The organism is Streptomyces lucensis JCM 4490, assembly GCF_014650035.1.
GTDB lineage: Bacteria > Actinomycetota > Actinomycetes > Streptomycetales > Streptomycetaceae > Streptomyces > Streptomyces lucensis.
In genome coordinates this window covers 762,628-781,769 of the sequence record NZ_BMUE01000001.1, presented here as the reverse complement: position 1 = coordinate 781,769, position 19,142 = coordinate 762,628, and the positions used below count along the sequence as shown (strand labels likewise).

The 19,142-nt window shown below is 73.1% G+C and carries 18 protein-coding genes; 10 read left to right on the top strand and 8 right to left on the bottom strand.

Features of this window, described 5'->3' with window-relative positions; genetic code table 11:
• The first annotated feature begins 32 nt into the window (after positions 1-32).
• The 6 genes from IE177_RS03585 to IE177_RS03560 all read left to right on the top strand — a co-directional run bounded on the left by IE177_RS03585 (position 33) and on the right by IE177_RS03560 (position 7,060).
• Positions 33-539 (top strand): protein-tyrosine phosphatase family protein, encoded by a 507-nt coding sequence (locus IE177_RS03585; RefSeq protein ID WP_190013207.1) that lies wholly within the window; start codon positions 33-35, stop codon positions 537-539.
• A gap of 146 nt (positions 540-685) precedes the next feature.
• Positions 686-1,483 (top strand): hypothetical protein, encoded by a 798-nt coding sequence (locus IE177_RS03580; RefSeq protein WP_190013206.1) that lies wholly within the window; start codon positions 686-688, stop codon positions 1,481-1,483.
• Positions 1,480-2,724 carry an ATP-binding protein gene (locus IE177_RS03575; protein ID WP_190013205.1) on the top strand — a complete coding sequence of 415 codons (1,245 nt, stop codon included), beginning with the start codon at positions 1,480-1,482 and terminating at the stop codon, positions 2,722-2,724. Before IE177_RS03580 ends, IE177_RS03575 begins: the two co-directional genes overlap by 4 nt.
• 735 nt (positions 2,725-3,459) lie before the next feature.
• The gene (locus IE177_RS03570; protein WP_190013204.1) at positions 3,460-4,821 is read left to right on the top strand and encodes an FtsW/RodA/SpoVE family cell cycle protein; all 1,362 of its coding nucleotides are present in this window, start codon (positions 3,460-3,462) and stop codon (positions 4,819-4,821) included.
• A 223-nt stretch (positions 4,822-5,044) separates the two neighbouring features.
• The gene (locus tag IE177_RS03565; protein ID WP_190013361.1) at positions 5,045-6,502 is read left to right on the top strand and encodes a penicillin-binding transpeptidase domain-containing protein; all 1,458 of its coding nucleotides are present in this window, start codon (positions 5,045-5,047) and stop codon (positions 6,500-6,502) included.
• Positions 6,503-6,547: 45 nt separating this feature from the next.
• Positions 6,548-7,060 (top strand): DUF3291 domain-containing protein, encoded by a 513-nt coding sequence (locus IE177_RS03560; protein WP_190013203.1) that lies wholly within the window; start codon positions 6,548-6,550, stop codon positions 7,058-7,060.
• On the opposite strand, the gene IE177_RS03555 is transcribed toward IE177_RS03560, so the two are convergent.
• Together IE177_RS03555 and IE177_RS03550 are read right to left on the bottom strand one after the other, a co-directional pair.
• Positions 7,044-7,856 (bottom strand): hypothetical protein, encoded by an 813-nt coding sequence (locus IE177_RS03555; RefSeq protein WP_373305017.1) that lies wholly within the window; start codon positions 7,854-7,856, stop codon positions 7,044-7,046. The two genes, IE177_RS03560 and IE177_RS03555, sit on opposite strands and share 17 nt — an antisense overlap.
• A 217-nt stretch (positions 7,857-8,073) precedes the next feature.
• Positions 8,074-9,186 carry a ferritin-like domain-containing protein gene (locus IE177_RS03550; protein WP_190013201.1) on the bottom strand — a complete coding sequence of 371 codons (1,113 nt, stop codon included), beginning with the start codon at positions 9,184-9,186 and terminating at the stop codon, positions 8,074-8,076.
• Between the two features lie 122 nt (positions 9,187-9,308).
• Here IE177_RS03550 and IE177_RS03545 point away from each other — a divergent pair, with 122 nt between their 5' ends.
• The 4 genes from IE177_RS03545 to IE177_RS03530 all read left to right on the top strand — a co-directional run bounded on the left by IE177_RS03545 (position 9,309) and on the right by IE177_RS03530 (position 12,515).
• A complete protein-coding gene (locus IE177_RS03545; protein WP_190013200.1) occupies positions 9,309-10,247 on the top strand; it encodes an AurF N-oxygenase family protein in 939 nt (312 codons plus the stop codon).
• Positions 10,248-10,323: 76 nt separating this feature from the next.
• Entirely contained in the window at positions 10,324-10,977 is a 654-nt protein-coding gene (locus IE177_RS03540; RefSeq protein WP_190013199.1) for a TetR/AcrR family transcriptional regulator, read from the top strand.
• 10 nt (positions 10,978-10,987) lie between these two features.
• On the top strand, positions 10,988-11,290 hold the full coding sequence (locus IE177_RS03535; protein ID WP_190013198.1) for a DUF8847 domain-containing protein: 303 nt from the start codon (positions 10,988-10,990) through the stop codon (positions 11,288-11,290).
• Between the two features lie 124 nt (positions 11,291-11,414).
• Positions 11,415-12,515 carry a C40 family peptidase gene (locus IE177_RS03530; RefSeq protein WP_190013197.1) on the top strand — a complete coding sequence of 367 codons (1,101 nt, stop codon included), beginning with the start codon at positions 11,415-11,417 and terminating at the stop codon, positions 12,513-12,515.
• 17 nt (positions 12,516-12,532) lie between these two features.
• Here IE177_RS03530 and IE177_RS03525 read toward each other — a convergent pair whose 3' ends face one another.
• The 6 genes from IE177_RS03525 to IE177_RS03500 all read right to left on the bottom strand — a co-directional run bounded on the left by IE177_RS03525 (position 12,533) and on the right by IE177_RS03500 (position 18,992).
• Positions 12,533-12,922 (bottom strand): hypothetical protein, encoded by a 390-nt coding sequence (locus IE177_RS03525; RefSeq protein ID WP_190013196.1) that lies wholly within the window; start codon positions 12,920-12,922, stop codon positions 12,533-12,535.
• Positions 12,923-13,155: 233 nt separating this feature from the next.
• Positions 13,156-14,409 (bottom strand): styrene monooxygenase/indole monooxygenase family protein, encoded by a 1,254-nt coding sequence (locus IE177_RS03520; RefSeq protein ID WP_190013195.1) that lies wholly within the window; start codon positions 14,407-14,409, stop codon positions 13,156-13,158.
• A 27-nt stretch (positions 14,410-14,436) separates the two neighbouring features.
• Positions 14,437-15,075: a GTP-binding protein gene (locus IE177_RS03515; protein WP_190013194.1), complete on the bottom strand. Its 639-nt coding sequence runs from the start codon at positions 15,073-15,075 to the stop codon at positions 14,437-14,439.
• Positions 15,056-15,463, bottom strand: a complete 408-nt coding sequence (locus IE177_RS03510; protein WP_190013193.1) for a DUF742 domain-containing protein — start codon at positions 15,461-15,463, stop codon at positions 15,056-15,058. The genes IE177_RS03515 and IE177_RS03510 overlap by 20 nt, the downstream gene beginning before the upstream one ends.
• Positions 15,460-15,975 carry a roadblock/LC7 domain-containing protein gene (locus IE177_RS03505; RefSeq protein WP_190013192.1) on the bottom strand — a complete coding sequence of 172 codons (516 nt, stop codon included), beginning with the start codon at positions 15,973-15,975 and terminating at the stop codon, positions 15,460-15,462. Before IE177_RS03505 ends, IE177_RS03510 begins: the two co-directional genes overlap by 4 nt.
• A complete protein-coding gene (locus tag IE177_RS03500; protein ID WP_190013191.1) occupies positions 15,972-18,992 on the bottom strand; it encodes a sensor histidine kinase in 3,021 nt (1,006 codons plus the stop codon). Before IE177_RS03500 ends, IE177_RS03505 begins: the two co-directional genes overlap by 4 nt.
• Between the last annotated feature and the right edge of the window lie 150 nt (positions 18,993-19,142).

The following is a 19,142-nucleotide window of genomic DNA, read 5'->3' as shown; positions in this document are numbered from 1 at the left end:
CGGCCCTGCGTGGGGGAGTTGGGGAGGCGCCCGTGCGGACCCGCGGAAAGCAGCCCGACGTGCCGGTTCCGGAGCGCCCGTGGAACGAGATCGTGCCCGGCCTGTGGATGGGCGGGCACGAGTTCCGGGGCCGTTCCGGGCGGCTGGAGCTCGCCGTCGTGCGTGACGAGTTCGATCTGGTGCAGTCGCTGCTGCGGTTGCCGGGGTACGGGCCCGATCCGGGTGTGGAGCACCATGTGTGGCCGATTCCGGACGGTCCGCTGGACGGGACGCAGCTCGCCGGGGTGATGCGGCTGGCCCGCGCGGTGAACGAGGCGCTGGACTCCGGCCGGCGGGTGCTGGTGCGCTGCTATCACGGGTACAACCGTTCGGGGCTGGTCGTAGCGCACGCCCTGGTGCAGCTCGGGCGCTCGCCCGACGAGGCGATCCAGCTGATCCGCGCCCGGCGCTCGGCGTGGGCCCTGCACAACGAGCTGTTCGTGGACTACCTGCGGGCGGGCCTGCACACCGTGCGGCTGCTGGAGGAACTGGCCGAGTAGCCTCTGTCCAGGCACCACACCGGGTGCGCGGAAGAAACTTCTCCTGGAATCTGGGAAACCTCTCGCCGGAACGCCTTTCGCCGCCACGCCACCCTTCCGTACCTAACCCCGCCGTCACACCCCGCCCCCACGTTCCCAGGAGCACCGTGCCAGCCCGTCCCCCGCGTACCGCCCTCGCCGTGGCCGCCGTCGCCCTGCTGGCGGCGTCGGCGACGGCGTGCGGGGACACGGGCGGGCTGCGAGGCGCCGGCACGACCCCGACCGCCGTCAGCCCGGCCAGGCTCTGGCCGGACCTGCGGCCGGCGTCCAGCCCGGCCTACCCGTACGACGTGGCGACCCGGGCGACCGTCAAGGGGGTCGCCGTCCCCGGTGACGACATCCGCGGGGTCGACCCGGTGGACGTCGTCGAGGCGGAGATCGCGGCGCATCCCGGCGACTACGGCTCGAAGGGCGCGTTCCACGGGACCGTGGACCGGATGAGGGACTGCCGTCCGGGCGGGAACCGGGACCGCTGTCCGCTGCTGAAGCCGTACTACCGGGACCTTACGGGAGACGGGCGGGCCGATCTGACGCTGGGCTTCCGGCTGTACCCGACCAACCAGACGGCGGTGCGGGTCTACACCGTAGAGGGCCACAGACTCGTGCAGGTGCTGGCGGACAACGACGCGATCATCGGGGTGGAGCTGGCCGGGCGGGCGCTGATCGAGCGCTCACCGGCCGACATCTCCGGGTACGAGTACCGCACCACCTGGGTGTGGGATCCGGGGCAGCGGGCGATGGCGTTCTCCCGCGACGAGTACCTGCACACGGGCGGCGGGCGGCACAGCAGGAAGCCGTCCCCGGCGCCGTCGCCGTCCGTCGCTCCTTCCGCGTCTCCGTCACCCTCCCTGTCGTCGCCCCCGGCCCCTTCCCTGTCGCCGAGTTCCTCCGCGAGCCCGCGATGAGGCTCGCGCTGCCCCGGTGGGCCGGGACGCTCGCCGTGAAGGCGGCCGCGTTCATCACGGTGATGTGCTGTGCGCTGGCCGCGCTGCTCGGTGTGCTCGTCCATGTCTCGGTGACGAACCAGACCGTCGGCCAGGCCCGCGGCCTCGCGCTGTCCCGGCTGACCGACGCCACCCGGGCGTACGAGGCGGGCGACAGGCTGCTGCCGGGCGCCGGGGTGAACCCCGAGGGGCTGCCGGCGGCGCTGCGGACTCTGGCGGTGTCCGGTGAGCGCGGCACCATGGTCTCGACGCACCGGGGGCGTCCGACCATGTGGGCGGCGGGTCCGGCGGCCGGGCGCCGGGCCCTCGCCGTGGAGGTGGACTACTCGCAGCAGTCCCGCACCATCGCCGGGCTCGACCAGTCGATCCTGTGGTCCTCGGGCCTCGCGATCGGCGCGACGGTACTGGTGGGCGCGTTCGCCGTGACCCGGGTGACCCGGCGGCTGCACGGCACCGCGCGCGTGGCCCGGCGGATCACCGCCGGGGACCTGGACGCCCGGGTGAACGATCCCCGCACGAAGGACCCGACCCGTCCGCAGGACGAGGTGGCGGCGGTGGCGGCGGCCCTGGACTCCATGGCGTCGAGCCTGCAGGGCAAGCTGCTGAGCGAGCAGCGGTTCACGGCGGACGTGGCGCACGAGCTGCGCACGCCGCTGACGGGACTGCACGCGGCGGCGGAGCTGCTGCCGCCGGGCCGGCCTACGGAGCTGGTCCGGGACCGGGTGGCGGCGCTGCGGACGCTCACCGAGGACCTGCTGGAGATCTCGCGGCTGGACGCCGGCCGCGAGCGGCTGGAGGTCGACACCGAGGAGCTGGGGGCGCTGGCCGGGCGGGTGGTCCGGGCCTCGGGCACGGACACCGAGGTGCGGATCGTGCGGGACGCCCTCGTGGAGACCGACCGGCGGCGCCTGGAACGGGTGCTGGGCAACCTGGTCGCCAACGGGCACAAGCACGGTGGGGCCCCGGTGGTGCTGACGGTGGACGGGCCCGTGGTGACGGTGCGGGACCACGGGGGTGGATATCCGGAGTACCTGGTGGCGCACGGGCCGCAGCGGTTCCGCACGGAGGGCGGGGCCAAGGGGCACGGACTCGGGCTGACCATCGCGCTGGGGCAGGCGGAGGTGCTGGGGGCGCGGCTGACCTTCGCGAACGCGGCGGACGGGGGCGCGGTCGCCACGCTGACGCTGCCCGCTGCGGGGTAGGCCCGGGGTCCGGTCACCCGGCTGACGCCGCCCGCGGCCGGGTAGGCCCGGGGTCTGGTCACCCCGCTGGCCCTGCCCGCGGCCGGGTAGGTCCGGGGTCTGGTCACCCGCTGACGCCGCCCGCGGCCGGGTAGGCCCCGGGCCTGGTCACCCCGCTGCGACCCCCGCGGCCGGGTAGCCCGGTGCACGGTCGCCGGGCTGGGCCGGCCGGGGTCGGGGTGGTCGCTCACGCGCGTGCGGTGCCGCCGCGCCCACCCGTGCCGCCCCAGCGGCACGGGTGCCCGCGGCTACGGCGGTGTGGCGCCTGCCGCCCCGAGCCCGGTTGTGGACGGTCCACGACGGGGCGCGGCGCAGTGGCCGCCCCACCACCGGACGGGACCGGTGCCGCGGTCACCCCTCGCACCGCGTCCCCGGGGTGGGCGAAGCCCCGCATGCCCCGCGTGCACCGCCTGCACCGCGTGCACCGCCCCGGCCACCGCATGCCCCACGAGCACCGCGTGCACCGCCTCGGCCACCGCCTGCCCCGCGTGCCCCGCATGCCCCGCGTGCCCCCGCAACGCTCCTCAGCCCCGCCAGCCCCGCCAGCCCCGCCAGCCCACAACCTCGTAAGCCCCGCACTCCGTAAGCCCGCGCTCCGCAAGCTCCGCGCGCCGCATGCCGCGCGCGCCCCGACCGCAGACCCCCGCGGCGCGAGTCGTTTCCGACGCGGACGCGGCGTTTGGGTAGGTTCCGGGCATGACGAAGGCCGGAACCACCGTGGCGGCCGCCCGGGATCACGCACGCGCCGTACGCCTCCCCCGGCGCCGGGGCGTCGAGCTCGCCCTGATCGTGCTGGCCGTCCTGCTGTCCGTGTACGGCTACTGCGCGGTGGGGCTGGCGAGGACGGGTACCGTGCCGCCGGGTGCCGTCGGCTACGGCGCCGGGCTCGGCGTGCTCGCCCTGTTCGCGCACGTCGCGGTCCGTATCCGGGCGCCGCACGCCGATCCGCTGCCGCTGCCGATCGGCGTGCTGCTCAACGGTCTCGGTCTGGTGCTGATCTACCGGCTGGACCTGGAGACGCCGGACGACCGGGCGGCCCCGGCCCAGCTGGTGTGGTCCACGCTCGGGGTGGGGCTGTTCATCGCCGTCGTCCTGGTCCTGCGCGACCACCGCGCGCTCCAGCGGTACTCGTACGTCTGTGTGGTCGCCGCCCTGGTGCTCCTGCTGCTGCCGATCCTGTTCCCCGCGGTCAACGGCGCCCGCATCTGGATCCGGGTCGCGGGGTTCTCCATCCAGCCGGGCGAGTTCGCGAAGGTGCTGCTCGCGGTGTTCTACGCCGCGTACCTGGCCGCCAACCGCAACGCGCTCGCGTACACCGGCCGCCGGGTGTGGCGGATGCAGTTCCCGACCGGCCGGGTGCTCGGTCCCATCGTGACGATCTGGCTGCTGAGCGTCGGCGTGCTGGTCCTGGAGCGCGACCTCGGCACCTCGCTGCTGTTCTTCGGCCTGTTCGTGGTGCTGCTGTACGTCGCCACCGGCCGCACCGGCTGGATCGCGGTGGGGCTGCTGCTGGCCGTGCTCGGCGCGTTCGCCGTGGGCCGGCTGGAGCCGCACGTGGGGGGCAGGATCGAGGACTGGCTGCACCCGTTCGCCACCATCGAGGCTGGTCGGGGCCCCAACCAGCTCTCCCAGTCGCTGTTCGCCTTCGCCGCCGGAGGGGTCCTCGGCACCGGTCTGGGACTGGGTCACTCGACCCTCATCGGCTTCGCCACCAAGTCGGACTTCATCCTGGCCACGGCGGGCGAGGAACTGGGGCTGGCGGGGCTGGCCGCGATCTTCCTGCTGTACGCCCTGCTGGTGGAGCGCGGATACCGGTCGGGTCTCGCCCTGCGGGAGCCCTTCGGCCGGCTGCTCGCCGTCGGACTCGCCTCGCTCGTCGCGCTGCAGGTGTTCGTGATCGCGGGCGGGGTGACCGGGCTGATCCCGCTGACCGGCATGGCGATGCCGTTCCTCGCCCAGGGCGGCTCCTCGGTGGTCACCAACTGGGCGATCGTGGCGCTGCTGATCCGGGTGAGCGACTCGGCAAGACGGCAGTACGACGGGCGGGACGCACCGTGACCGACCACGACCGACCGGAGGCGCCGTGACCCACCACGCGACCGACCGGGGGCACCGTGACCGACCACGACCGACCGGACGACCGACCGGAGGCGCCGTGACCGACCACGACCGACCGGACGACCGGCGGGAGGCGCCGTGACCGACCACGACCGACCGGAGGCACCGTGACCGACCACGACCGACCGGAGGCACCGTGACCGAGTACGGCGGCGGACGGCCGATGGCCCGCTACATCCGGCACGCCTGCGCGTTCTGCGTCCTGCTGCTGGCGGCGCTGCTGGTCAACGCGGCCCGGGTGCAGGTGGTGCAGGCCCGCGTCTACACCGACAACCCGGCCAACCGCCGTGCCACGATCGCCCGTTACCAGCAGCCGCGCGGCGACATCCTGGTCGGCGGTGCGCCCGTCACCGGTTCCCTGGACACCGGCGAGCAGCTACGCTACGAACGCACCTACCGCGACGGCCCGTTGTACGCACCGGTCACCGGCTTCGCGTCGCAGACGTACGGCACCACCTTCCTGGAGCACTCCGAGGACGGGGTGCTCGCGGGCACCGACGCGATGCTGTCACCGTTGCCGCTGTGGCACGACGTGACGCGGGGGCGCAGCCGCGGCGGGGACGTCGTCACGACCCTCGACCGCCGGGCGCAGCAGGCGGCCTATCGGGGGCTGGCCGGGCGCAAGGGCGCGGTGGCCGCGATCGAGCCGGCCACGGGCCGCGTCCTCGCGCTCGTGACGAGTCCGTCGTACGACCCGTCGTCGCTGTCGGGCAACGGTGAGGCGGTGGCCTCGGCCTGGTCCCGGCTCATCCACGATCCGGAGAAGCCGATGCTCAACCGGGCGGTGCGGCAGACGTATCCGCCGGGGTCGACGTTCAAGGTGGTCACCGCGGCGGCCGCGCTGGACGCGGGCGTGGTCACGGACCTGGACGAGCCGACCCGCTCCCCCGACCCGTACCGGCTGCCCGGCACCAGAACCCGGCTGACCAACGAGGCCGACGGCTGTCGCGACGCCTCGCTGCGGGCGGCCTTCGAGTGGTCCTGCAACACGGTCTTCGCCAAACTGGGCGTGGACGTCGGCGTGTCCGCGATGGCGGGCACGGCGGAGGCCTTCGGGTTCAACGACAGCGGCCTGCGCATTCCCTTCTCCGTCTCGCCCAGCACCTTCGACCGGCACGTGGACAGGGCGCAGTTGGCGTTGTCCTCGATCGGGCAGTACAACACGCGGGCCACGCCGTTGCAGATGGCGATGGTGGCGGCGGCCGTCGCGGGCGGGGGCCAGTTGCGGACGCCGTACCTGGTGGAGCGGACGACCCGGCACGGCGGCGAGACGGTCGAGGGGGCCGGGGCGCATCCCGCGAGGCAGGTGATGAAGCCGTCCACGGCCGCGCGGCTGCGGGAGCTGATGACCGACGTGGTCGAGGAGGGCACCGGTACCCAGGCCGCCATCCCCGGCGCGACCGTCGGCGGCAAGACGGGCACCGCCCAGCACGGGGTCGGCAACTCCGGTGTTCCGTACGCCTGGTTCGTGTCGTGGGCGCAGGCGGAGAACGCCATGGAGCCGGGGGTGGCGGTCGCCGTGGTGGTGGAGGACGCCTCGGCGAACCGGGGCGAGATCAGCGGCGGCGGTGACGCGGCGCCGATCGCGAAGGAGGTGATGCGGGCGGTTCTCGGCCTGTGAGACGGGGGGTACCGCACGTCTCGGGGGCCGACCTACGGTGCGGGCATGACGGATACCGCAGCCGCGTACGAACTCGCCCAGGTCAACATCGCCCGCCTCAGATTCCCGCTGGACTCACCGCAGTTGAAGGACTTCGTCGACGCACTCGACTCCGTGAACGCCACGGCGGACGGCTCGGCCGGGTTCGTGTGGCGGCTGCAGAGCGATTCCGGCAACGCGACCGACATCCCCGTCCTCGGTGACGAGTGGCTGATCGTCAACATGTCGGTGTGGCGGGACACCGACGCGCTGACGGCGTTCATGTACCAAGGCCGGCACCGGGAGTTGCTCGGCCGGCGGAGGGAATGGTTCGAGCGGCTGGAGGAGGCGGTGACCGCCCTGTGGTGGGTGCCGGCCGGCCACCGCCCGGCGGTCGCCGAGGCGGAGGACCGGCTGCTGCACCTGAGGGCGCACGGCCCGACGCCGTACGCCTTCACGCTGCGGACGTCGTTCCCTCCGGGGGAGGCCGTGAGGTCCGGGGACCCCGGAGAGACGGTGGCCGTCAGCCGATCGGCTTGACCGCCTCGTCGCGGATCTTGAGGGTCTGCTGCGCCAGCGCCTCCAGGTCCACCTCCGACGGGTCCTGCGACACGCCCTCCGTGGTCACCTCGGCCACGGTGGCGCCGGTGTTGCCGTCGGCCCAGGCGCACATCGGCAGGGTGACCTTGGAGCCGAACTGCTCCTGGGACAGCACCTCGCAGGTGATGGTGACGTCCAGGTCGAAGTCCTTCGCGGGGACGGCGACCTTCGCGCTCGCGCCCTGGGCGGCGCCCTTCATCATGTTGCGGCGGGCCGCGTCGCCGTTCTTGAACCGGCCGTACATCCCGGACACCACCAGGGTGCCCTTGTTCTGGTCGCCGCCGAGCGCGTAGCTGCCGACGACGCCGTGCATGTCCTTGGCGTCCCAGGCGCCGTCGGCCTCGTCCTCGATCTTCTTGCCCTCGGTGGCCGAGAGGTCCTTGTTGAGCTCGTACTTGCCGTCGAGCAGCGTCTGGGGCAGCGTGAGCTTGTTCTCCGCCTCGGGGAAGCCGCTCTCGGCCACCACCCCGAGCAGGATGAGCACCGCGACACCGGCCGCGATCACACCGCCGACTATGCCGAGCACCAGGCCGACGCGGCGCTTCCTGGGCGGCGGCACCATGGGCGGCGTACCCCACCCGGGGTACGGCTGCTGGGGGTAGGGACCCTGCTGCGGAGGGTACGGCTGCTGCTGCGGGTACGGGGAGCCGTACGGGCCGGGGGCGGCCGGGGGCTGCTGGCCGTACGGGGGCTGCGGCTGGTTCGGATACTGCGGCTGCTGCGGCGGCGGAGGCATGGACACGCCCGCACGCTACTGCACGCGGGTGAACGGAGCGGCACCGCACCCCGTGCGGAGCCTCGACACGCCGCCGGCCAGGCCTCCGCCCGCGCCGTCAGCCGCCTCCTCCGCCTGCCCCGTCCGCCTCTTCCTCTCCCTGCCCGTCAGCCTCCTACTCCCCTGCCCGTCAGGCCCCCTCCGCCTGCCCCATCGGCCTCTTCCGCCCCCTGCCCCGTCAGGCCTCCTCCTCCGTCGCGGAATCGATCGCCTGCCGCACCTCGGCCACGCGCTCACGCTCCTCCGCCGCGAACCGCTCGGCGTCCAGCCGCTCGGCCAGTTCCTCGTCCTGGGCCATCAGCAGGTCCAGGCTGGAGTCGCCCAGCTCGAAGACGCCCATGTCGACGTACGCCTGCTGCAGCCGCTTGCCCCACAGGCCGATGTCCTTCACGCAGGGCACGATGCGGCTGAACAGCAGTCTGCGGAAGAGCTGGAGGAACTCGGAGCGCTCGCTCAGCGCCTCGGCCTCGGCCTTCGGGATGCCGAAGTTCTCCAGCACCTCCACGCCGCGCAGCCGGTCGCGCATCAGGTAGCAGCCCTCGATGACGAAGTCCTCGCGTTCGCGCAGTTCGGCGTCGGTGAGCTGCTTGTAGTAGTCGCGCAGCGCCATCCGGCCGAAGGCCACGTGCCGGGCCTCGTCCTGCATGACGTACGTGAGGATCTGCTTGGGCAGCGGCTTGTCGGTGGTGTCGCGGATCATGCCGAAGGCGGCCAGCGCGAGGCCCTCGATCAGCACCTGCATGCCCAGGTAGGGCATGTCCCAGCGGCTGTCGCGCAGGGTGTCGCCGAGCAGGGACTGGAGGTTGTCGTTGATCGGGTAGAGCAGCCCGATCTTCTCGTGCAGGAAGCGGCCGTAGATCTCGGCGTGCCGGGCCTCGTCCATCGTCTGCGTCGCGGAGTAGAACTTGGCGTCCAGGTCGGGCACCGACTCCACGATCCGTGCCGCGCAGATCATCGCGCCCTGCTCGCCGTGCAGGAACTGGCTGAACTGCCAGGAGGCGTAGTGCCGGCGCAGCTCCCCCTTGTCCTTGGCGGTGAGCTTGTCCCAGTGCTTCGTGCCGTACAGGGACATCGCCTCGTCGGGCGTGCCGAGCGCGTCGCAGGGGTCGACCTCCAGGTCCCAGTCGATGCGCTTCTGGCCGTCCCACTGCTTGTCCTTGCCCTTCTGGTACAGGGCGAGCAGTCGGTCGCGGCCGTCGTCGTACTCCCAGCTGAAACGGGCGGCGCCGCTCGAGGGAACCTGCCAGGAGGGGTCTCGGGGGGCGTTGGCGTAGAGGTCGTGCGTCGGCATACCTCGCAGGCTCACACGTAGACGCGCGGTCAACAAGTCATGCGCGGGGGATTGACGGTCTTGCTGACAGGCAGTCTCATAAGAGGCGGAAGACTACCCCCGGGTAACGAGGTGAGGGAGCCATGACGACCCTGACGGAAGCGGACGCGCTGGACGGCCTGCGCGACGCGCTCGGCCTGCTCAAGGACCGGGAGCAGGTGGCCGAACGGCTGCTGGTCTCCTCCGCCAAGCACTCCTTCGACCCGGACAAGGAGCTCGACTGGGACGCGCCCTTCGAGGAGGGCAAGTGGTTCTGGCCGCCGGAGCTGGTGTCCCTGTACGACACCCCGCTGTGGAAGCGGATGAGCGAGGAGCAGCGGATCCTGCTCTCCCAGCACGAGGCGGCGGCGCTCGCCTCGCTCGGCATCTGGTTCGAACTGATCCTGATGCAGCTGCTCGTCCGGCACGTCTACGACAAGGCGGCGACGAGCGCGCACGTGCGGTACGCGCTGACCGAGATCGAGGACGAGTGCCGGCACTCGAAGATGTTCGCCCGGCTGATCTCGCAGGGGGGCACGCCCTGGTACCCGGTGAGCCGCGCCCACCAGAACCTGGGCCGCCTGTTCAAGACCATCTCGACGACCCCCGGCTCCTTCACGGCGACGCTGCTCGGCGAGGAGGTCCTGGACTGGATGCAGCGGCTGACGTTCCCGGACGAGCGCGTCCAGACGCTGATCCGGGGCGTCACGCGCATCCACGTGGTCGAGGAGGCACGCCACGTGCGGTACGCCCGGGAGGAGCTGCGGCGCCAGATGCTGACGGCGCCGAAGTGGTCGCAGGAGTTCACCCGGGTCACGTCGGGCGAGTTCGCCCGGGTGTTCTCGGTGGCGTTCGTCAACCCCGAGGTCTACACGAACGTGGGCCTGGACAAGCGGGAGGCGATGGCGCAGGTGAAGGCGAGCGGCCACCGCCGGGAGGTCATGCAGACAGGCGCGAAGCGCCTGACGGACTTCCTCGACGACATCGGGGTGCTGCGGGGCGTGGGCCGGCGGCTGTGGAGGTCGTCGGGGCTGCTCGCCTGAGACGGACGGCGGGTCCGTCCCCCCGTGCGGGCGGAGGGACGGCGGACGGGGGCGTGCGGCGATTAGGCTGCCGTTCATGACCCCGTCCGCCGCCACCCCGGCCTACCGTCGCCTGAGCGTCGAGGAGCGACGGAGTCAGCTCCTCGACGCCGCACTGTCCCTCTTCGCGCACCGCGCCCCGGAGGACGTGTCCCTGGACGACGTGGCGGAGGCGGCCGGGGTGTCCCGCCCGCTGGTGTACCGGTACTTCCCCGGCGGCAAGCAGCAGCTGTACGAGGCCGCGCTCCGCTCCGCCGCCGAGGAGCTCCAGCACTGCTTCGACGAGCCCCGCGAGGGTCCGCTGCTGCCCCGGCTGGCCCGGGCCCTCGACCGCTACCTGGCCTTCGTGGACGAGCATGACACCGGCTTCAGCGCCCTGCTGCAGGGCGGGAGCGTGGTGGAGACGTCCCGGACCACGGCGATCGTGGACGGGGTGCGCCGGGCCGCCGCCGAGCACATCTTCCGTCATCTCGGCGTCTCGGCCGCCGAGCCGCGGCTGCGCATGACGGTGCGGATGTGGATCACGTCCGTGGAGGCGGCCTCGCTGATGTGGCTGGACGAGGACAAGCAGCCCCCCGTCCAGGAGCTGCGCGACTGGCTGGTGGAGCAGTTCGTGGCCGCGCTCACGGTCACCGCCGGCCGCGACCCGCAGACGGCCGCCGTCGTCGGCGGGCTCGCCGGGGAAGGCTGAGACTGGAGCCGTGAGAAGCCAGAACACCCCCTTCGAGGGCGGCCCGATGGACGGGCGCGTGCTGCCCGTCCTGCTCGGCCCGACCGGACACCCGCCGAAGACGTACCGCATCCCCCTGCCGGACCCGGACGGCGGCCCGCCCACGGTGCTCGTCTACCACCGCGTGCCACGGGGCCACAGCAGGAGGCTGGGACTGGTCCAGGGCTGGAAGTACCGGTACGACCCGGACGACACGTCCGGCGGGCGGCTGCGGTGGCCCTGGTCGAAGCCACGTGCCGCGCCGTCCGGCAAGCCGGGTGACGCGAACGGGTGAAAGCGCTGCGCCGAACCGCGCGTGCTTCGTGCACAGCCGCCATCTGCACGTCTGATTATCACCTTGTCGACGTCGACGTCGACGGGAAGCGGAGCGCCCGCTTCCCCGCTCCGGAGGTGATGACGTGGCAGGAAGGTTTCCCCGCCTGGCCTGTACGGCCGCGGTGGCGGCCCAGGCCGTCCTCGCGCCCGTGCCCGCGGCGGCCGCACCGGAACCGCAGCGGTCCGTCGCCCAGTTGCTGACGGACCTTCAGCGGCTGTACCGGCAGACCGAGCAGGCCAGCGAGTCCTACAACGCCACCGCGGAGAAGCTGGAGCGGCAGCGCGCCGAGGTGACCCGCCTCGACGGCGAGCTGGTCCGCGCCCGCCTCGACCTGCGCGGCAGCCGGACGGACGCCGGGCGCCTGGCACGCCAGCAGTACCAGAGCAGTTCCGGCCTCGGCCCCTACGTCCGGCTGCTCCTCGCCCACGATCCGCAGCACGCACTGGACGAGGGCCATGTCATCGGCGAGCTCGCGCGCGAGCGCACCCGGACCGTGGCCCGGCTGACCACGGCCGAGAAACGCAAGGACGCCGTGGCGCGCGCGGCCCGCAAGGCCCTCGACACCCAGCTGAGCCTCGCCGGCAGACAGCGGAAGCAGCGCGACGAGGTGCGGACCAGGCTGGCCGGCGTGGAGCGCCTGCTGGCCGCGCTCACGCCCGGACAGCTCGCCGCGATCGCCCGCCTGGAGCAGCAGGGCGCCACCGAGGCCCAGCAGAAGCTCGTCACGGCGGGCGCCCTTCCCGACGACCGGCCGCCCTCGGTCGAGGGCGGCCGCGCCGTCGACTACGCCATGGACCAGCTCGGCAAGCCCTACCAGTGGGGTGCGCAGGGTCCTTCGTCGTACGACTGCTCGGGTCTGACGGCCGTGGCCTGGTCGCACGCGGGCACCCCGATCCCCCGCACCAGCCAGGAGCAGTGGCGACGGCTGAGGAGGGTGCCGCTCAGGGAGCTGCGGCCCGGGGACCTGGTGATCTACTTCCCCGAGGCCACCCACGTGGCGATGTACGTGGGCGGCGGCAAGGTCGTACAGGCCCCGAGGCCGGGCGAGAGGGTCAAGGTGTCGCTGCTGGCGTCCGCTCCGGTGCTCGGCGCCGTCCGCCCGGACGGCGACCCACGGGAGCGGGGCGCCGTTCGCCCGGTCGCGGCGCAGCGGGAGGCATCGTCGCCGCGGCCCGGCGGCTGAGCGGACGGGGCACGGGGTCAGGCCTTCCCGTGCGGCAGCCGCCGGCCCGTCGTCCCGTCGGTCACGGTCCTCGATCCGAGCGCCTCGCGCAGGGTCACGCGGGCCGGCCCGGACCGGGCGTCGGCCGGGCAGACGACGCCGCGGCCGGTACGCGTGGTGACCCGCACCGTCAGCGAGACGGTGGTGGAGGTCTCGGACGCACGGAGCCGGGGCGCCTCGTCGCACCCGCCCCAGTCGGCGGTGACCGTCAGGACGCTGCCGTCACGGCTCACGGTGACCGGTCCGGTGACCGGATCCGTCCTCGTCTCCGTCTTCCCGGATCCTCCGGATCCCGAGCAGCCGGTGAGGGCGAACAGGGTGGCCATGGCCAGTGGCACGGCGCGGTGGGTGAACTTCTGCCTCTTCATGTGACGTCGACGCCGTAAGGGGCGTTCGGGTTCGGTCTTCCCGGCACTAAACCGCGCGCTTCACTCCTTCTTGCCGACGGGGCTTCCGGCTTCCGCGGGCGGGCGGCCCCGCTGCGTAGGCGGCCCGGGCGCCGTGGGTGTGCGGACCGTGGACGGCCCCGGTGCGAGCGTGGCCGTCCGACGGCGGCCGGCGTCGGTAGGCGACGACGGCCGGAACCGGGGTCAGCGGCCCCTCATGCGCCGGCGACCGAGGCCAGGTAGGCGGACGTCTTCTCCGGGTCGTAGAAGAAGTTCTCGAAGTCCGCGGGGTCGTCGAAGGCGTTGGCGAAACGATCAGCCACCGGCTGCAGCTGGCCGGCCGCGCCGATGAGGTTCAGGATGTGCTCCGGCGGGGGCGCCAGCATCGCGTTCGTCCACTTGGTGACGTGCTGGGCGGTGGCCCAGTACCGGTCGAAGGTGGCGCGCATCCACTCCTCGTCGAACGGCTTGTCCTCCCGTTCGAGGATGGACGCGAGGTACGCCGCCGCGCACTTCGAGGCGGAGTTGGAGCCCTGTCCGGTGATCGGGTCGTTGGCGACGACCACGTCGGCCACGCCGAGGACCAGGCCGCCCGAGGGCAGCCGGCCGATCGGGTTGCGCACGGTCGGGGCGTAGCGGCCGGCCAGCGTGCCGCCGGCGTCGGTCAGTTCGACCTTGGTCGCCCGGGCGTACTCCCAGGGCGTGAACCGCTCCATGAGTTCCAGGGTCAGGGACAGGTGCTCGGCCGGGTCCTTGACGCCGTTGAAGACGTCGAGGGGGCCGCCGGGTATGCCCTCCCAGAACAGGATGTCGGCGCGGCCCGAGGTGGTGAGCGTCGGCATGACGAACAGCTCGCCGACCCCGGGGACGAGGTTGCAGCGGACCGCGTCGAACTCCGGGTGCTCCGGGCGCGGGCCGAGGCCGTGCACGTACGCCACCGCGAGGGCGCGCTGCGGCTCGCTGTACGGGGAGCGCTCCGGGTCGCGGCCGAACATCGACACCAGTTCGCCCTTGCCGGCGGCCACGAGGACGAGGTCGTAGGTGCGGGAGAAGTAGTCGAGGTCACCGACCGCCGCGCCGTGGATGACCAGCTGGCCGCCGCGCTGGGCGAAGGTCTCCATCCAGCCGGCCATCTTCACCCGCTGGTCGACCGACTGCGCGTACCCGTCGAGCTTGCCCACCCAGTCGATCGCGCGCTGGGAGGGGCCCGGGTCGAAGGAGCCGGGGGCCGCGACCGAGACGCCGAGCCCCTCGATCCTCGGGGCCTGGGACTCCCAGAAGTTCAGCTGGAGATCGCGCTCGTGCCCCAGTGCCGTGTCGAACATGCACTGCGTCGACATGACCCGGCCGGCGCGGATCTCGTCCGCGGTCCGGTTCGACATCAGCGTGACCTCGTAGCCGTGCGACTGCAGGCCGAGGGCGAGCTGGAGCCCGGACTGGCCGGCTCCGACGACGAGTATCTTCCGCATGCGGGTGGTGCCTCCTACGGGTGAGGACTACTCGGGGGTTTCGTCCAGCGCGTGGGCCACCAGGGCCAGGAGGGTCTCGATGGCCGAGATCCGCCGTCGCGCGTCCATGATCATGACAGGGATGCGCGCCGGTATGGTCAGCGCCTCCCGTACGTCCTCGGCCTCGAACCGCTCGCTGCCGTCGAAGTGGTTGACGGCGACCACGTACGGCAGCCCGCAGCTCTCGAAGTAGTCCAGCGCGGGGAAACAGTCCTTGAGCCGGCGCGTGTCGGCCATCACGACGGCGCCTATCGCGCCGCGCACCAGGTCGTCCCACATGAACCAGAACCGCTGCTGGCCCGGCGTGCCGAACAGGTAGAGGACCAGGTCGTCGTCGAGCGTGATGCGGCCGAAGTCCATGGCCACGGTGGTGGTGAGCTTGCCCGGGGTCGCGGACAGGTCGTCGGTGGCCTCGCTGGCCTCGGTCATCAGCGCCTCGGTCTGCAGCGGCGTGATCTCCGAGACGGAGGTGACCAGCGTGGTCTTGCCGACGCCGAATCCCCCGGCGACCACTATCTTCGTGGCGATGGGGGCCCGGGTGCGGTCCGTCTGCCAGGATCTGACGTCCTCGTCGGGCTCGGTGACGAGGGGGGCGACGCCGGTGGCGTCAGAGACGGCGGAGTCCACTCAGCACCCTTTCCAGCAGAGCGCGGTCCGGGCGGCCGGTGCCGTGACCGGTTCCGGTGCCGTACACACGGATCTTTCCCTGGTCCGCGAGGTCGCTCAGGAGGACGCGGACCACACCGAGCGGCATCCTCAGCAGCGCGGCGATCTCGGCCACCGTGCGCATACGGCGGCACAGTTCGACGATGGCCCGCATCTCCGGCATGACCCGGGTGGCGGTCGAACCGCTCGTCAGTTCCCTGCGCTCCTCCGGGGCCTCCAGCGCCGCCACGAACGTCTCCACGAGGAGGACGTGGCCGAAGCGGGTACGGCCGCCGGTGAGCGAGTAGGGGCGGACGCGGGCGGGCTTGCGGTCGCCGCCGCGCACGGGGAGTTTCGCCGTACCGCTCATCGGGCGCTCCCGGCCGGCCGGGCCTCGAGCGACTGCCGCAGCTCCGAGCGGAGTTCGGGGGTGAGGACGTGACCGGCGCGGCCCACGAACAGGGCCATGTGGTACGCCACCACGCTCATGTCGCACTCGGCGGAACCGTGCACGCCGAGCAGCGAGCCGTCGCTGATCGACATCACGAACAGGCTGCCCTCCTCCATCGCCACCATCGTGTGCTTGACCCCGCCGAAGTCCATCAGCTTCGCGGCGCCGACGGTGAGGCTGCCGATGCCGGAGACGATGGTGGCGAGGTCGGCCGAGGAGCCGCGGGGGCCCTTCACCGGGTTCGCCCGGCGGGACTGCTCCGTGTGGCCGGGGTCCGACGACAGGAGCAGCAGTCCGTCCGAGGAGACCACGGCGACGGACTGGATGCCGGGTACCTCCTCGACCAGGTTGGTCAGCAGCCAGTGCAGGTTGCGGGCCTCACTGCTCGGTCCGTGGGCACTGGCGGTACTGGAGGTACTGGGCGCGGTCAACTGCTTGCCTCCTCGGTTGTTCCCCCGGTTGCTTCTGTGGTGTGTGCGGTGATCTCCGCCTCCACGTCGCGGTAGCCGGCCTCGGCTCCGCGGCGGAAGCCGCCGAGTCTGCGGCGCAGGGCTTCGGCGTCGACGGTGGTGTTGCGCTGGCGGGGCGGTGCGGCGGGCGCGGTGATCTTGGGGGTGCGCTTGGGCAGGCCCTTGCTGGTGACCGCCTCGTCTTCGGCTTCGGCGGTTCCGTTCCCATCCGCACCGTCCGCGCGGCTTTCGTCGCCCGCACCGCCCGTGCGGCTTTCGTCGTCGGGTGCGGGTGGCCCCAGTGGGGCGTCCCCGCCGCCGGCGACCGCGGCTCGGCGCGGCGGCGGGCCGTCCGGCCGTTCGACCGGACCCGTCGGTGCTGCCGGCTCCGCCGGACCGGTCGGCTCGGTCTGGGCGGTGTCCTCCGGCGACAGGTCAGGGAGGAGGAGCTCCATCGTCGTCTCGGCGAGGGTCTCCACCGGCTGCTTCGGACGCGCCGGGGACTCCTCGGCCCGCTGGTGCTCCGTGGGCTCCGCGCGGGTGTGGGTTCCGGTCTCCTCGGGTTCCGGGGCCGACTCCGCGCGGGTGTGGGTCTCCGGGGCCTCGGGTTCCGGGGCCGACGCCGCTCGCGTGGGGGTCCCGGTGTCCTCGGGTTCCGGGGCCGACGCCGCCCGCGTGGGGGTCCCCGCGTCCTCGTCCCCCGGGGCCGGCTCGTCGGCGTCCTCGGGTTCCGGGCCGGTGTTCCGCGCGGGGTCGCCGGAGGCCTGGGCCGCCTTCTCCGCGAGCGCCACCAGCGGGTCGGCGTCCGTGCCGCGGCCGTGCAGGACGTTGGAGTTGGCCTCGGCGTCGGCGCCGGGGAGGGAGAACGTGCCGGTGCTGCTCATGGCGGCGGACCGGGGCGGCAGCGCGGCCGCGGACGCCTCGACGAACAGCGTGGCCGGCAGGACCACGACCGCCGCGATGCCGCCCTGTTTCTGCTCGCGCAGCTGGACGCGGACGCCGTGGCGGTGGGCGAGTCGGGCGACGACGTAGAGACCGAGCCCCAGGCCGTCGTCGCCTTCCTGGTCGTAGGGGGACTCGGGGTCGAAGTCGGTGAGGCGGGCGTTGAGGCGGTCGAGGCGGTCGCCCGCCATGCCGATGCCCTCGTCCTGGACCGACAGCATGACCTCGCCGGATTCCAGGAGCCAGCCGGAGACCTCGACGGGCAGGTCCGGCGGGGAGAACGAGGTGGCGTTCTCCATGAGTTCGGCCAGCAGGTGGGAGAGGTCGTCGGCGGCGAAGCCCGCCACGTGGGCGTGCGGGGGCAGGGCGGCGATGCGGACGCGCTCGTAGCGCTCGATCTCGCTGACCGCCGCGCGCACCACGTCGACCAGCGGCACCGGACCGTGGTGCTGCTGTACGTGCTCGGTGCCGGCGAGGACCAGGAGGTTCTCGCTGTGGCGGCGCATGACCGTGGCGAAGTGGTCGAGCTTGAAGAGCGTGGCGAGGCGCTCGGGGTCCTGCTCCCGGTCCTCCAGGCCCTCGATGACCGCCAGTTGCCGCTCCACCAGGCCCAGCGTGCGCAGCGCGAGGTTGACGAAGGTGCCGCCGATGCTGGTGCGCAGGCGGCCCAGCTGGGTCGCGGACTCGGCGAGTTCGGCACGCAGCGCCTCGCGGGCGTCGGCCATCTGCTGCCGCTGGCCGACCAGGTGCTTGCGGTCGGTCTCCAGGGTGGCCACGCGCTCGTGCAGGGCCGCCGCGTGTGCGTGCAGGGCGTTGACCGAGCGGACCACCTGGGCGAACTCGTCGTTGCGGCCGGTGAAGGCGATCGGTTCCTGGGCCGCCGGGTCCTCGGCCTCCGCCAGGCGGGCCGAGCCGCGGCGCAGCACCGACAGCGGGCGGGTGAGGGTGCGGGCCATGGCGGTCGCGATGCCGATGGCCGCCAGGATGAGCGCGCCGAGGACGGCGATGCGGATCTCCAGGGCGGTGACGTCGTCGTCCCGGAGCTTCGCGAGGTCCTTGGTGCGGTGGTCGTAGAGCGCGGACTCGGCGCCGCGCATGAGGTCGACACGGGCGGACAGGGCCGCGTCGAGCTTCTTGGCGCTGGTGGTCAGCTCGCTGCCGGTCAGCGTCGGCTGGTCGGTGAGCGTGGCGAGGTACTTGTCGGCCGAGTTGACCTCGGCGCCGGTGACCGTGGAGTCGTAGGAGCCCACGGCCGCCTCGGGGGCGGTCGCGCGGAAGTCGGCGAGGGACGCGTCGGCACGCAGCCGGGCCTGCTGGGCGGCGACCGTGAGGGCGTCGCGCTGCTTCCTGTCGGCGTCGGTGGTGGTGGACGTCGTGGTGGGCAGGCCGGTGGTCGGGCTGATCACCGTCTGGGTCTTCGACGGGACGTTCAGCGCGGCCAGCAGCAGGCCGCGGGCGGCGGCGGACTGCTGGACGGCGGAGTCCAGTTCGGCGAGGGCGTAGGCGCCGGAGCCCGCGCCGGGGGGCGTCTGCTCGGCCAGGCGCTCGGCGAGCCGGTGCAGCTCGGTGATCGTGGCCGAGTAGGCCTGGTGGGCCTGGAGGGCGGTGCTCTTGCCGGTGAGGGCGGCCCGCCGGACGGCCGCTATGGCGTCGAGGTCGGTGCGCAGGCTCGCCGGGGTGCCGTCGTCGGCGCGCAGGTCCTCGACCTGCCGGTCCACCCGGGCGCTGCGGTCCTCGGAGGGCGCCTTCGACTTGGGGCGGCCGGCCGCGATGTAGGAGGTGACGTCGTCGCGCTCGTCGGCCAGGGAATGGGCGAGAGTGAGCGCGTCCTGCGTGCGGGCGGCCAGCGACACCAGGTCCTGGGAGTCGCTCACGTCCTGGGAGGCGGTCAGCAGCGCGGGCGCGCCGGCCCCGGCGACGGCTGCCGCCACCACTGCGACGGCGATGATGAGCCGGGTGCGCACATGGGTGGGGCGGCCGGTGCCCACGGGGGTCTGCTGGGCGGTCCCCGCGGGGGCCGTCTGCCTGCCTGTGCGCCGAGGCCACTTCTTTCGCACCGGTGCTCGCAATCCTGAACTCGTCTACCCAAGGGCCCGGGTGGCGCCCCGTTCGGGTCCTGTCGTCCAACTCCCGTCGTCCGCCCGGGAGGTGGGCGGAAGTACGGCGACAGGCCCAGGTGCCAAGTGGTGCGTACACCCGGTTCGTAC